Origin of the sequence: Rhizorhabdus histidinilytica (assembly GCF_900167915.1) — a bacterium.
GTDB lineage: Bacteria > Pseudomonadota > Alphaproteobacteria > Sphingomonadales > Sphingomonadaceae > Rhizorhabdus > Rhizorhabdus histidinilytica.
The window spans coordinates 317,504-329,706 of record NZ_FUYM01000002.1; the positions used below are offsets into that span (position 1 = coordinate 317,504).

Sequence of the window (12,203 nt, forward strand, 5' to 3'; positions counted from 1 at the left end):
TTTTTTCCGTGTCTGATGCGGTTAATTTAACGTATCCCCCCTCCCGGCCGGGAGGGGGGATGTTGCTGCGTTGCAGCGTTACGCGGCTTGTTCCTGGCGTCAGCGGCAGACCCGTACCCGGTGGTTCCAGCGCCATTCGGTCCAGCAGCGCCGGCCATGATGGCGACGATCCCAGCGCGCGTCGCGGTGCCAACGGCGATCCCAATGGCGGTCGCGATGCCAGCGGCGATCGCCGTTCCAGTGGCGGTCATTGTCCCAATGGCGATCATGCGACCAGCGGCGATCGTCCCAGCGGTCCCTGGCCTCGGCCGTGCCGCTCATGCCGAAGGCGGCGACGGCAAGGCCTATGGCGGCGAAGATGGCTTTCATCTGCATGGCTCAACTCCTCTCAGCCCCCGTCGACCGTCGATGATAGGGAAGAGGAGTCGTCGCTACGCTGAACGGCCGCTTCATCCGCCGTACAGGAAAGATCGGTCAGCCCGCGTCGAAGGCCGGATGGTAGGTCACCTGCCCGCGCGCGGCCGGGCCTGCGAGCGAGAGATACTGGAAATAGGGCGAGGCTTCGTCGCCATAGCGAAGCATCGGATCGCTGACGAAGCCGAAGCGGCGATAATAGGCCGGGTCGCCGAGCAGCACGCAGCCGGCGGCACCCGATGCGCGAAGCCAGGCGATTGCCGCCTCGACCAGCCCGGCGCCGATGCCGCGTCGTTGTCGGGCGGGATCGACCGACAATGGGCCGAGGCCGAACCAGCCACCCTCGACGCCGTCGATCCCTACGGGCGAGAGCGCGACATGGCCGACGATCGCGTCACCCTGGACCGCGACCAGCGATAGGCTGAGCGCTCCCGCCGCGCGCAATGCGTCGACGATCGCCGCCTCGGTGCCGCTCGCATGCTCGGCGACGGCGAAGGCGCGGGTGATCAGCGCTGCGATGGCCGGGGCGTCGCCGGCTCGTTCGTCGCGGATCACGGCCGGGATCAGTCGACGTCCTCAACCTCGACCGTCTCGCCGGTCACGCGCTGCGACAGGGCGGCGGCCATGAAGCGGTCGAGATCGCCGTCGAGCACGTCGGACGGCGTCGTCGAGGTGACGCCGGTGCGGAGATCCTTCACCATCTGATAGGGCTGGAGTACGTAGGAACGGATCTGGTGGCCCCAGCCGATCTCGGTCTTGGCGGCATAGCCCGCCATCGCCTCGGCCTCGCGCTTCTGCAACTCCTGCTCATAGAGGCGCGCCTTGAGCTGCTTCATCGCTTCTGCGCGATTCTTGTGCTGGGAGCGCTGGTTCTGGCACGCGACGATGATGCCGGTGGGGAGATGGGTGATGCGCACCGCCGAGTCGGTGGTGTTGACATGCTGCCCACCCGCGCCCGACGAGCGGTAGGTGTCGATCTTCAGGTCCTTCTCGAGCACCTCGATGTCGATGTCGTCGTCGACCTCCGGATAGACCCAGACCGACGCGAAGCTGGTGTGCCGGCGCGCCGCCGAGTCATAGGGGCTGATGCGGACCAGGCGATGGACGCCGCTCTCGGTCTTGGCATAGCCATAGGCATTCTCGCCGCGCACCAGCAGGGTCGCCGACTTGATGCCGGCCTGCTCGCCGGCGTGGAAGTCGATCAGCTCGACCTTGTAGCCGTGGCGCTCGGCCCAGCGGGCATACATGCGCTGGAGCATGCCTGCCCAGTCCTGGCTCTCGGTGCCGCCAGCGCCCGAATTGACCTCGATATAGGTGTTGTTCGCGTCGGCCTCGCCCGCCAGAAGCGCGCCGATCTTGTCCTTCTCGGCTCGTTCCGCCAGCGCGGCGAGCGCCTGCACGCCGTCGTCGACCAGCGCGGTATCGCCCTCCGCCTCGGCGAGCTCGATCAGCTCGATCGTGTCGTCGCGCTCCTGCTCGATCGCCTTGACCGCGGAGATCGCCTCGTCGAGCCGACGCCGCTCGCGCATCACTTCCTGCGCGGCCTTGGCGTCGTCCCACAGCTTCGGGTCCTCGACCCGGTTGTTGAGCTCGTCGAGCCGGCGGAGCGCGCGGTCCCAATCCAGGAAGCGGCGGACGAGCGCCATCGCCTGGTTGATCTGATCGACACTGGCTTGCGCTTCGGCGCGCATAATCGGAACTCCGGATCGAAGGGCGTCATTCCGGCGGAGGCCGGAATCCCGGGAGGCATATAGGCACTGCGTCCCTGGTGCGGCAGGCCCTAGTAGATGCCGTCCTGGCTTTGCAAGAACTCGCTGTCGGTGGTGGCCCGCGCGGCGGGGGCGGCGCGCTTGGCGATCTCGTCCCGGCGGATGGTGCGGCGCGGCTCGCTCTCGGGCTTGAAGGCCTCCCAGATCACCGGGCTATAATAGCTGCCGTCGGGCCAGGCACCGAACACGCGGCGGCCGGTCTTGCGGTCGATCCGGATCATCCGGATGCCGGGCGGCGCGCGGAACGGGACGACCGGCATGTCCTTCATCGCCTTGGCGGCGAAGGCGCGGAAGATCGGCGCCGCGATCGTGCCGCCCTGGGCGTAGCCGCCCATCGAGCGTGGATTGTCGTAGCCGAGATAGAGGCCGCCGACCATGTCGGCCGATCCGCCGACGAACCATACGTTGGTCGGGCCCGACGAGGTGCCGGTCTTGCCGAACATCGGCCGGCCCAGGTCGCGCAGCACCGTCGCCGTGCCCCGCTCGACCACGCCCTCCATGATGTGGAGCATCTGATAGGCGGTCATCGCGTCGATCACCTGCTTCGAGCGCAGGCGCGGGCGCGGCATCGGCCGGCCGTCATATTGCGCCATGTTGCAGCCCTCGCAGGCGCGCTTGTCGGCGCGCCAGATCAGCTTGCCGTTGCGATCCTGAACATAGTCGATGACGGTCGGCGTCACCGCGCGTCCCTGGTTGGCGAAGATCGAATAGGCGTTGACGATCTGCTGCACCGTTGTCTCGCCCGCGCCCAGCGCATAGGCGAGATAGGGCGGATAGTCGCCGATCCCCATCACCTTGGCGGTGCGGACGACCTTGTCCATGCCGATCTGGCTGGCGGTGCGGACGGTCATCAGGTTGCGCGACTGTTCGACACCCCAGCGCATCGTCTGCTGGCCGGCATTGGAGCCCGAGAAATTCTTGAAGCATTTCTGGCCGAGCCGCGCCGACTGGTAGACGCAGAAGGGGCCGTCGATGATGATCGACGCCGGGGTCATGCCATTGTCGAGTGCGGCCGCATAGACGAAGGGCTTGAAGGTGGAGCCGGGCTGCCGCTTCGCCTGGGTGGCGCGGTTGAACGACGAGCCGCGCGAATCGAAGCCGCCCTGCATCGCCAGGATCTGGCCGGTGTGCGGGTTCTGGACGACCATGCCGCCCGAGATGCTGGGGATGCTGCGCAGCGTCCAGCCGCCATTGCCCTCGCGCCGCACGACGATCACGTCGCCGGCCTTCAGGAAATCGAAGGCGCGCCCTCCGACTCCCGCCTTCGGCATCGTCGCGCCCGAGCTCGGCAGTGTACCGCGCGATCCGTTCTCGAAGCCGATCTCGGCCTCTGATCCCTGCTTCGACAGGACCACTGCAGGAGACCAGTTCGAATAGCCTGCGCCGACGTTGAGGTTCGCCAGGCTGCGCGCCCAATCGTCGTCGATGTCGATGCGGGCGATCCGGCCCCGCCAGCCGGCGGCGGCCTCGAAACGGACCAGCCCGTCGCGCAGCGCATCCTCAGCCGCTTCCTGGACCTTGCCGTCATAGGAGGTACGGACCCACAGGCCGCCCGAATAGACGGAGTTCGGTCCGTCCTCGGCGGTCTCGCCATAGCGTTCGATCAGCTGGCGGCGGACCTCCTCCATGAAATAGCCGCCGACGCTGGCGCGCGGGGCGTAGCGCGGCACGATGCCCAGCGGCGCGGCGGCCGCGGCCTGGCGCTGTTCGGCGGTGATGAAGCCGTTCTCCTGCATCTGCTGCAGGACATAGTTGCGCCGCTCGAGCGCGCGGTCGGCATGGCGCTCGACCGTATAGTTGGACGGCGCTTTGGGGAGGATCGCCAGATAGGCCGCTTCGGGCAGGGTCAGTTCGCCGACGTCCTTGCGGAAATAGGCACGGCTGGCCGACTGGACGCCATAGGCGTTGCGGCCGAGGAAGATCTGGTTGAGGTAGATTTCGAGGATCTGCTGCTTGGTCAGCGCGCCTTCGATGCGGAAGGCGAGGATCGCCTCGCGGATCTTGCGCGAGATCGAATAGTCGTCGCCGACGATCAGGTTCTTCGCGACCTGCTGGGTGATCGTCGATCCGCCCTTCGCGCGCCGGCCACTGCCGAGCTTGGTCGTATAGTCCCATACCGCGCCGGCCAGACCGCCGACGTCGATGCCCGGATGGCTGAAGAAGGTCTTGTCCTCGGCCGAGATGAAGGCGTCGATCAGGACGGGGGGATATTCCGCATAGGATAGCTGCACGCGCCGCTCGCGCGCGAAATCGGCGATCGGCTCCCCGTCATAGCCGCGGACGTTGGTCGGCAGCGGCGGCTGATAGGCGAGCAGCGCGTCCGCCGAGGGCAGGCCGCGCGCGAACAGGAACCAGATCAGCAGCCACAGGAATGCGGCCGACCACAGCACATAGCCCGACCAGCGCCAGCTTCGGAACGTGCGGAGGTGGCGCACCTGGTCGCGCCAGCCGGGGAAGGGGTTGTGGAAGGCGGGTAGCTTCGGCACCGGCGCGCTCTAGCAGGTTTGGAGGGGTTTGGAAGTGTCGGGAGTGTTTGTTGTTTGGCCCTCAGACGCCGGGCGCCGGGCATCCGCCCGGCTTGGCTTCCTCGCATAAGCTCGGGCGGCCGCCACGGCTCGCTTCGCGAGCCGATCTCCGCCTACGGACTGCCCCCGGCAGTCCGCGGATGGCGCCGATCCTTGCGGGACGCTGACGCGTCCCGACGCAGAGCTTATCGTCGGAGCCCGACAGGGCTCCGCAAGCGCGAATGCGTGTCCGAGCTTCTGCGAGGAAGCCCAGGCCAGCCGATGCTGGCCGCCCGGCGTTTGGGGGCCAAACAAGCAAGGGCGAACGAAAGCGGCTGCTTTCATTCGCCCGCCAGCCGCCGGGCGAAATGGATCTCGACCGCCTTGCGCACCCCGATCGCGATGTTGCGGCGATATTGGGAGGAGAGCAGCAGGCCGAGATCGTCCTGGTTCGAGATATAGCCGGTCTCGAGCAGCACCGAGGGAACGTCGGGCGCCTTGAGCACGATCAGCCCGGCGAAGCGGTGTGCGTCATCCTTGAAATGGACGGTCGGCGACATTTCGCGCTGGAGCAGCGTCGCGAATTGGGAGGAAATGTTCATCGTCTCGCGCTGGGCGAGGTCGAGCAGGATCGAGGAGACCTCGTTGTTCTCGCCGCCCAGATCGATGCCGTTGAGGATGTCGGCGCGGTTCTCCTTGGCGGCGAGCTGCGCCGCTACCCGGTCGGACGCGACCTCCGACAGGGTATAGATGCTCGCGCCGCGCGCGGCGGTGTTGACCGCGCTGTCGGCATGGACCGAGATGAACAGGTCGGCCTTGAGCCGGCGGGCGATCTCCCGCCGCTCGCCGAGCACGAGGAAGCGGTCGTCGTTGCGGGTCAGCGCGACCCGTACCCGGCCCGATTCGACCAGCTCGTCACGGATCGCCTGGGCGATCCGCAGCGCGATGTCCTTTTCCTTGTAGCGGCCGTCGGTCGATTGCGACCCCGGATCGTGGCCGCCATGGCCGGCGTCGATCACCACCAGCGGCCGCTTGGTGCCGCGCGCGCCGCTGACCGCGGGGACCGGCAAGGGGCGCGGCGGATCGAGCGGCACGGTGATGCCGCCGCGCTGCGCCGACCGCGTGTCGACCGACTTGTCGTCGAGCCCGAACAGCTGGCGCCCCTTGCGCACGGCTCGCGCGAACAGGCTTTCATTGACCGGCTTGAGGGTGAGGGTCAGCGTCCGGTGGTCGGCCGAAAAGGTCGCGTCGGATACGATCGCGGCGCGGTTCAGCTCGAAAACCACCCGCGCGGTGTCGGGATCATATTGTCCCTGCCGGGTGGCGGCGATCAGCCCGCCCGATGCGGTGGTCCGCCCCATCCGCGCGCCGGGCAGGTCGACGGCGATCCGCCGCGGCCCCGACAACATGAAGGCGGAGGCGGTCGCGACCGGCTGGTCGAACCGCAGAGTCACGCTCGTCGTACCGATCTCGACCGCCGACACCATCGCCGCGGCGTGCAGCGCCGCAGGCAGGAACGACAGCAGCAGGGCGCAAAGAGCGAGGACGAGACGCTGGCTGAAACCTGTTTCTGGCAAGATGGCCCCGCGATACCCGGCCGGTCGTGAAATGCCGACTGCCAAATAGTTTAACCAAAGCTTGGCGGTGCTTGTCCAGTACGGTGAATGCTTGCCCCGTCTCCGATCGGATGCTAGCAGTTTTTATCCGGATGTCGGCCGGTCCCCGTAAAGGCGGGGCGATAGGCGCCGTTCCGGCCTTACCGTCGCCCTGTGGCGGCGGCGTAACAGGTTGACGATCGCATGAGTCATTCTTCGCCCCGTCCCATAGGCTGCCAGATTGTTGGCGGCGCGTGGAGCGGTGCCTTTTTTCCGGCGCGTCGCGCCGGAAATGACGATGCGACGGCTGCGAACACCCATTTTTCACCTTCGATGACGCTTCCGGGGACGACACGGCTTGCCGCTCCCCCCGGCCGCGCATCCTCAGCATATCGCGCGTCGAGGCCCGGCCACGCTGCCGGCTCCCGCGCCTGGAGAGCTTTGAATGACAACCCGCATGCTTATCGACGCACGCCACCGGGAGGAAACCCGCGTGGCGGTCGTCCAGGGGAACCGAATCGAGGAATTTGACTTTGAGTCTGCCGAGCGCAAGCAGCTCAAGGGGAATATCTATCTCGCCAAGGTAACGAGGGTCGAACCGTCGCTGCAGGCGGCGTTCGTCGACTATGGCGGCAACCGCCATGGCTTCCTCGCCTTCTCGGAAATCCACCCCGACTATTATCAGATCCCGAAGGAGGATCGCGAGGCGCTGCTGCGCGAGGAGGCGGAGCACGCCGCCGAGGAAGAGGCGCTGCGCGCCCGCGAGGCGGAGCATGAGGATGGCGCCGACGAGATCGACGGTGACGCCGATCATGAGGACGACCATCACCATGACGGCGACGAGGAGGACGCTCCGCGTCCGCGCCGCGAATCGGTCGGCGGCGGTTCCGACGACGGCGCGGTGGAGAACCTGCGCCAGCGCCGGATGAACCTGCGCCGCCGTTACAAGATCCAGGACGTGATCCGCCGGCGGCAGGTGCTGCTGGTCCAGGTCGTCAAGGAGGAGCGCGGCAACAAGGGCGCGGCGCTGACCACCTATCTGTCGCTGGCCGGCCGCTATTGCGTGCTGATGCCGAACACCAGCCATGGCGGCGGCATCAGCCGCAAGATCTCGAACGCGGCCGATCGCAAGCGGCTCAAGTCGATCATGGCCGAGCTGAACCTGCCAAAGACGATGGGCTGCATCGTCCGCACCGCAGGCCTGCAGCGCACCAAGACCGAGATCAAGCGCGACTTCGACTATCTCGCCCGGCTGTGGGACGAGATTCGCGAGAACACGCTGAAATCGCAGGCGCCGGCGCTGATCTACGGCGACAGTGATCTGATCAAGCGCGCGATCCGCGACATCTATAACCGCGACATCGACGAGGTCGTGGTCGAGGGCGAGGAGGGCTATCGCCAGGCCCGCGCCTTCATGAAGCTGCTGATGCCGAGCCACGCCAAGAAGGTCGGGCTCTATGCCGACGCGGTGCCGCTGTTCCAGCGCTACGGCGTCGAGGACCAGCTTGCGGCGATGTACCAGCCGATCGTCCAGCTCAAGTCGGGCGGCTATCTGGTGATCAACCCGACCGAGGCGCTGGTATCGATCGACATCAACTCGGGCCGGTCGACCCGCGAGCATAATATCGAGCAGACCGCGACCGCGACCAACCTCGAGGCTGCGCACGAGATCGCCCGTCAGCTCCGTCTGCGCGACATGGCGGGCCTGATCGTCATCGACTTCATCGACATGGAGAACAACTCCAACATCCGCAAGGTCGAGAAGGCGATGAAGGAGGCGCTCAAGAACGATCGCGCCCGCATCCAGGTCGGCCGCATCTCCAGCTTCGGCCTGTTCGAGATGAGCCGCCAGCGGCTGCGCACCGGCGTGCTCGAGGCGTCGACCCGTCAATGCCCGCATTGCGAGGGCACCGGCCTGATCCGCACCGCCTCCTCGGCGGGCCTGTCGGCGCTGCGCATGCTCGAGGACGAGGCCGCGCGCGGTCGCGGCTCGCGCCTGCTGCTGCGCGCCAGCCAGGAGGCCGCCTTCTACGTCCTCAACCGCAAGCGCGCCGAGCTGGCGGAGATCGAGGAACGCTACGGTGTCGTCATCGAGATCGTCTCCGACGGCACGCTCGAAGGCGCGCGGATGAGCGTCGAGGCTGGCGGTCCGCCGCCGAGCCACGCGCCGCGCCTGCCCGCGCCGCTCCCGATCGAGGCCGATGACGACATCGAGGAGGAGGTCGAGGACGAAGAGGAAGAGATCGCCGCCGAGGATGAAGGCCAGGAGGATGGCGAGCGTGGCGAGGGCGGCCGTCGCCGTCGCCGCCGTCGCCGCCGTCGTGGCGGTCGCGGGCGCGATCAGGATGGCCAGGGCGAAGCCGGCCAGGGTGATGAGGGCGGCGAGACCGGCGAAGCGGCCGAGGTCGCCGAGGAAGAGCGCGAGGCCGCCGAGGAGGCTGTCGCCGAAGATGGCGGCGGCGAAGCGCGCGGCCGTCGTCGTCGCGGCCGCCGTTCGGGCCGTCGCCGCGGTGGCGAGGGCCCCGAGGGTGCCGAGGGCGTCGAAGTGGAGGGCCAGCAGACCGAGGCTGCGGTGAACGAGCCGGAGACGGCGGAATCGCCGGCCGCGGCCGAGCCCGAAGCGGTCGCCGAAGAGGCTGCTCCTGCCGAGCCGGCGCCCAAGACGCGCCGCCGGCCGCGTGCCCGCAAGGCCGATGCCGCCGCCGTTGCCGAGCCCGTCGAGGCGTCGGTCGAGGAAGCGGCTCCGGCCGTGGCAGAGCCCGAGGCCGAACCGGTCGCTGAAGCGCCCAAGCCGCGTCGTGGCGGTCGCCGCAAGAAGGCCGACGTCGAAGCGGAAGCCGCCGCGACGCCCGCACCCGTCGAGGCTGCACCCGTCGAGGCTGCGCCGATCGAAGCCGCTCCGGAGCCCGAGGCGACGCCGAAGCGTCGCACCCGTTCGCGGGCAAAGGCAGCCGCTGCCGCGCCCGCCGAAACCGTCGAGGCTGCGGCCGAAGCGCCCACCGCCGGAGAAGCTGCCGGCGAGACCGCCCCTGCGGAAGAGGCGGAGGACGGCGGTTCCCCGCGCCGTGGCTGGTGGCAGCGGACCTTCGGCGCCTGAGCATGCGGGGCAGGCCTTCGCTGGAGGGTCTGCCCCGTCGCTTCACGCGCGGTTCAGCCGATCGGCGCCAGGAAAGGCGGGCATGAGCCTCGTTGCCCCATCGACCCGCCGGCTCGGCCGGATGCTGCGGGCGCTGCTGGCCGCATCGCTCGCGCTGACGCTCACGGCGCAGCCGGTCATGGCCCAGTCGATCCTGCGCGACGCCGAGACCGAGGCCTATCTCAAGGAAATCTCCGCCCCGATCGTCGCGGCGGCGGGGCTGCAGCCCGGCAATGTCGACATCGTCCTTGTCGGCGACAAGGAGATCAACGCCTTCGTCGCCGGTGGCCAGGCGGTCTATATCCATAGCGGCCTGATCGAGGCGGCCGACAACACCAACGAGATCCAGGGCGTGATCGCCCACGAAGTCGGCCATATCACCGGCGGTCACGTCATCCGCTTCGGCGAAGGCGCACGGGGTGCCACCGGCATAACCCTGCTATCGCTGCTGCTCGGCGCGGCGGCGATGGCGGCGGGTTCGGCCGAAGCGGGCATGGGCGTGATGATGGCCGGGCAGCAGGCGGCGCTCGGCAAGTTCCTCGCCTTCAACCGGGTGCAGGAATCGAGCGCCGATGCCGCGGGCGTCGGTTTCCTCAACAAGGCCGGCATCTCGGGCAAGGGCATGCTCAGCTTCTTCCTGAAGCTGCGCAAGGAGGAGTATCGCTACGCGTCGACCTATGCCGAGGTCGATCCGTTCATGCAGACCCACCCGATGTCGGGCGAGCGCGAGGCGACGCTGTCGGCCGACGTGTTGAAGTCGCCCGCTTACAACAACAAGACCGATCCCGCGCTCGACGCGAAGTTCAAGCGGATCAAGGCCAAGCTGATCGGCTATATGGACGATCCGACCACGGCGCTGCGCAAATATCCCGAAAGCGACCAGAGCGCCGCCGCCCATTATGCGCGTGCCTATGCCTGGCATCGCGGCGCCTATCCCGACAAGGCGGTCGAGGAGGTCGAGAAGCTCGTCGCCTCCGATCCCAAGGACCCTTATTATCGCGAGTTGCAGGGCCAGATATTGCTCGAATCGGGCAAGCCCAAGGAGGCGATCGGACCGCTCAGGATCGCGGTGCAGGGATCGCGTTCCTCGCCGTTGATCTCGTCGCTGCTCGGCCATGCCTTGCTCGCGACCGAGGACCCGGCGCTGGTGCCGGAGGCGCGCGACGTGCTCAAGGTCGCGGTCGCCCGCGATCGCGACAACCCCTTCGCCTGGTACACGCTCGGCATGGCCTATTCGCGGCTGGGCGATGAGCCACGCGCCCAGCTCGCCACGGCGGAGCGTTATGCGCTGCTCGGCAATGATCGGTTGGCGATGGCCAGCGCGGAGGCGGCGATGACGCGGATTCCACGCGGGACGCCCGATTACATCCGGGCGGAGGATATCGCCTTGTCGGCACGGGCCGCGGCAAGCCAACGGAAGAAATGATGATTCGCGATTTCATGACTCGGCACCGGCGCATCGCCGCGACGATCGGCGCGGGCTCCGCCGTGCTGATCGGCGTCGGCGCCGCCATGCTGGCCCACAGCCGCCGTGCGCCCGAGCCCCCGACCGACAAGGCTCGTATCGAGATGGTCGTGCGCGACTATATCCTCGCCCATCCCGAGATCATCCCGCAGGCGATCGAGAAGCTCCGCGACAAGCAGGGCAGGGATGCCTACGCCGCCAACAAGGCCGCGCTCGAGACGCCCTATGAATCGGCCTGGGCCGGCGACCGCAACGGCGACGTCACCCTCGTCATGTTCACCGACTATGCCTGCGGCTATTGCCGGTCGAGCCTGCCCGACATTGACCGGCTGCTCGCCGACGACCCGAAGCTGAAGGTCGTGTGGCGCGAGATCCCGATCCTCGGCCCCGGTAGCGAGATCGCCGCCAAGGCGAGCCTGGCGGCGGCGCGGCAGGGCGCCTTCCGGACCTTCCACGAACGGATGTTCGCGGCGGGGCGGCCCGACGGCGCCAAGGTGTCGGAGGTGCTCCGCTCGATGAAGCTCGACCTGGCGAAGGTGCAGCGCGACGTCGACAGCCCCGAAGTGATGGCCGAGTTGCGCAAGAACCTGGAACTGGCCGGCAGGATCGACGATTCGCTGGCGACGCCGACCTTCCTGGTGAACGGGCAGATGCTGAAGGGTGCGGTCGGCTACGACGCACTCCGCCAGGCGATCGCCGAGGCGCGCAAGCGGGCTTAGCTTAGGCTCACTGCCCGTCATCGCGGCGAAAGCCGGAATCTCACTGCCTATCCACCTTCGAGACGGAAAGGACGAAGAAAAGGGAGATCCCGGCTTTCGCCGGGATGACGAGGAATGGTCGTAGGCGTTCAGCGCCGCCGCACCACCCCGCCTTCGATCGTCGCGGTCGCCGGATGGTGGCGGTCGAGGTGCCGCTTGAGCAGCTTGAGGTTGCGGCTGTTCGAGCGGAAGAAGAAGTCGGGGATCGCGCCAACCCACGGGATCGCGCCGAGCAGCAGGTCGATCCCGACATTGCCGAACATCCGCGTCATCTGCCATTTCGACAGGCCGAGGTTGCGGGCTTCCCAGACCAGCCAGCTTCCCATCACCGCGCCGATCGCGGGGCCGACCACCGGGATCAGGTCGAGCATCACGTCGAGCCCCACCGGCCGGTTGAGCCCCGGGATAACGAACATGCGTTCGAGCAGGCCCTCCATCGCCTCGACCCGGCGGCGGACCGAGGCGGGGTCGGTACCGACGCCGGGCAGCTTGTCGGCCAGGCTGTCGAAATCGGCCATGGTTGGGCGTTTCATCCGATCATCTCCACGATCCATGCAGCCTG

General features: G+C 67.9%; 9 protein-coding genes. 3 read left to right on the forward strand and 6 right to left on the reverse strand.

Going from position 1 to position 12,203, the window contains the following annotated elements:
• Positions 1 to 99 precede the first annotated feature (99 nt).
• The 5 genes from B5X82_RS05245 to B5X82_RS05265 form a co-directional block, all read right to left on the reverse strand.
• The gene (locus tag B5X82_RS05245; RefSeq protein WP_223811024.1) at positions 100 to 375 is read right to left on the reverse strand and encodes a hypothetical protein; all 276 of its coding nucleotides are present in this window, start codon (positions 373 to 375) and stop codon (positions 100 to 102) included.
• Positions 376 to 474: 99 nt separating this feature from the next.
• Positions 475 to 969, reverse strand: a complete 495-nt coding sequence (locus B5X82_RS05250; protein WP_079647058.1) for a GNAT family N-acetyltransferase — start codon at positions 967 to 969, stop codon at positions 475 to 477.
• 8 nt (positions 970 to 977) lie between these two features.
• Entirely contained in the window at positions 978 to 2,105 is a 1,128-nt protein-coding gene (gene prfB, locus B5X82_RS05255; RefSeq protein ID WP_079647059.1) for a peptide chain release factor 2, read from the reverse strand.
• An 89-nt stretch (positions 2,106 to 2,194) separates the two neighbouring features.
• Complete coding sequence (locus tag B5X82_RS05260) at positions 2,195 to 4,669, reverse strand: penicillin-binding protein 1A (RefSeq protein WP_079647060.1); 2,475 nt, start codon at positions 4,667 to 4,669, stop codon at positions 2,195 to 2,197.
• 359 nt (positions 4,670 to 5,028) lie between these two features.
• Positions 5,029 to 6,264, reverse strand: coding sequence for an N-acetylmuramoyl-L-alanine amidase (locus B5X82_RS05265; protein WP_079647061.1), 1,236 nt, complete (start codon positions 6,262 to 6,264; stop codon positions 5,029 to 5,031).
• 463 nt (positions 6,265 to 6,727) lie between these two features.
• Here B5X82_RS05265 and B5X82_RS05270 point away from each other — a divergent pair, with 463 nt between their 5' ends.
• The 3 genes from B5X82_RS05270 (at position 6,728) to B5X82_RS05280 (ending at position 11,602) form a co-directional block, all read left to right on the forward strand.
• The gene (locus tag B5X82_RS05270; RefSeq protein WP_079647062.1) at positions 6,728 to 9,379 is read left to right on the forward strand and encodes an Rne/Rng family ribonuclease; all 2,652 of its coding nucleotides are present in this window, start codon (positions 6,728 to 6,730) and stop codon (positions 9,377 to 9,379) included.
• Between the two features lie 82 nt (positions 9,380 to 9,461).
• Positions 9,462 to 10,844, forward strand: a complete 1,383-nt coding sequence (locus B5X82_RS05275) for a M48 family metalloprotease (RefSeq protein ID WP_079647063.1) — start codon at positions 9,462 to 9,464, stop codon at positions 10,842 to 10,844.
• A 14-nt stretch (positions 10,845 to 10,858) separates the two neighbouring features.
• Complete coding sequence (locus B5X82_RS05280; protein ID WP_235862599.1) at positions 10,859 to 11,602, forward strand: DsbA family protein; 744 nt, start codon at positions 10,859 to 10,861, stop codon at positions 11,600 to 11,602.
• Positions 11,603 to 11,730: 128 nt separating this feature from the next.
• Here B5X82_RS05280 and B5X82_RS05285 read toward each other — a convergent pair whose 3' ends face one another.
• Complete coding sequence (locus tag B5X82_RS05285; protein ID WP_079647065.1) at positions 11,731 to 12,174, reverse strand: DUF4112 domain-containing protein; 444 nt, start codon at positions 12,172 to 12,174, stop codon at positions 11,731 to 11,733.
• Between the last annotated feature and the right edge of the window lie 29 nt (positions 12,175 to 12,203).

Excerpts from the sequence above, each read along its gene's own strand:
- B5X82_RS05280 (WP_235862599.1), top strand. The coding sequence starts at position 10,859 with ATGACTCGGCACCGGCGCATCGCCGCGACGATCGGCGCGGGCTCCGCC.
- prfB (WP_079647059.1), bottom strand. The coding sequence starts at position 2,105 with ATGCGCGCCGAAGCGCAAGCCAGTGTCGATCAGATCAACCAGGCGATG.
- B5X82_RS05285 (WP_079647065.1), bottom strand. The coding sequence starts at position 12,174 with ATGAAACGCCCAACCATGGCCGATTTCGACAGCCTGGCCGACAAGCTG.
- B5X82_RS05270 (WP_079647062.1), top strand. The coding sequence starts at position 6,728 with ATGACAACCCGCATGCTTATCGACGCACGCCACCGGGAGGAAACCCGC.
- B5X82_RS05245 (WP_223811024.1), bottom strand. The coding sequence starts at position 375 with ATGCAGATGAAAGCCATCTTCGCCGCCATAGGCCTTGCCGTCGCCGCC.
- B5X82_RS05275 (WP_079647063.1), top strand. The coding sequence starts at position 9,462 with ATGAGCCTCGTTGCCCCATCGACCCGCCGGCTCGGCCGGATGCTGCGG.